This is a genomic window from Pelistega europaea (genome assembly GCF_013133775.1).
GTDB classification, from domain to species: Bacteria; Pseudomonadota; Gammaproteobacteria; order Burkholderiales; family Burkholderiaceae_B; genus Taylorella; species Taylorella europaea.
In genome coordinates, this window is sequence record NZ_JABGBO010000024.1 from 1 (window position 1) to 1,422 (window position 1,422).

1 rRNA gene is annotated in these 1,422 nt (G+C 47.8%); it reads right to left on the minus strand.

Features of this window, described 5'->3' with window-relative positions:
* Positions 1–1,238: ribosomal RNA gene (locus HKX40_RS10680) — 23S ribosomal RNA — on the minus strand; the annotation flags it as partial.
* Positions 1,239–1,422: the final 184 nt, after the last annotated feature.

The following is a 1,422-nucleotide window of genomic DNA, read 5'->3' on the forward strand; positions in this document are numbered from 1 at the left end:
CTCTATCATTGTTGAGTCGCTTTGGCTCGCTTTGCTTCGCCTAAGCGCCGATCAATACGCTTAAAAGAGTGTCCACACCCGCAGCTTCGGTAACTGGCTTAGCCCCGTTACATCTTCCGCGCAGGACGACTCGATCAGTGAGCTATTACGCTTTCTTTAAAGGGTGGCTGCTTCTAAGCCAACCTCCTGACTGTCTATGCCTTCCCACTTCGTTTCCCACTTAGCCAATTTTAGGGACCTTAGCTGGCGGTCTGGGTTGTTTCCCTCTTGAGTCTGGACGTTAGCACCCAGTGCTCTGTCTCCCATACTGTACTTATCGGTATTCGGAGTTTGCCATGGTTTGGTAAGTCGCCATGACCCCCTAGCCATAACAGTGCTCTACCCCCGATAGTAATCATATGAGGCACTACCTAAATAGTTTTCGGAGAGAACCAGCTATTTCCAGATTTGTTTAGCCTTTCACCCCTATCCACAGCTCATCCCCTAATTTTTCAACATTAGTGGGTTCGGTCCTCCAGCATCTGTTACGATACCTTCAACCTGGCCATGGATAGATCATCTGGTTTCGGGTCTACACCCAGCGACTAATCGCCCTATTCGGACTCGCTTTCGCTACGCCTCCCCTATTCGGTTAAGCTTGCCACTGAATGTAAGTCGCTGACCCATTATACAAAAGGTACGCCGTCACACCATAAAGATGCTCCGACTGTTTGTATGCACACGGTTTCAGGTTCTATTTCACTCCCCTCCCGGGGTTCTTTTCGCCTTTCCCTCACGGTACTGGTTCACTATCGGTCGATCACGAGTATTTAGCCTTGGAGGATGGTCCCCCCATCTTCAAACAGGATTCCACGTGTCCCGCTCTACTTGTCCGACGCTTAGTACCACACAAAGCATTTCGTCTACAGGGCTATCACCTGCTATGGCTGAACTTTCCATTTCATTCAACTATGTCTTTGTGCTATCTCGTCTAGGCTGCTCCGATTTCGCTCGCCGCTACTTTCGGAATCTCGGTTGATTTCTTTTCCTCGAGTTACTTAGATGTTTCAGTTCACTCGGTTCGCTTCACACACCTATGTATTCAGTGTGAGATACGGCTAAAAGCCGTGGGTTTCCCCATTCGGAAATCTGCGGATCAATGCTTATTTGCTAGCTCCCCGCAGCTTATCGCAAGCTATAACGTCCTTCTTCGCCTGTGATCGCCAAGGCATCCACCATGTGCACTTAGTCACTTGATCCTATAACTTTAGCGGCTCATCACCAACTAACCTTTATAGTCTTAAGTTAACTTTATCACTTCGTGAATCATCTCTGATTCACTGGACTGTATATGCCTTTTCGGTATGCTGTATACCCATATACACCCCATCGCTTGAGTTCGCGTTGTTTTGTGCCGTTCATCAAATATTCTGTACAATAAAA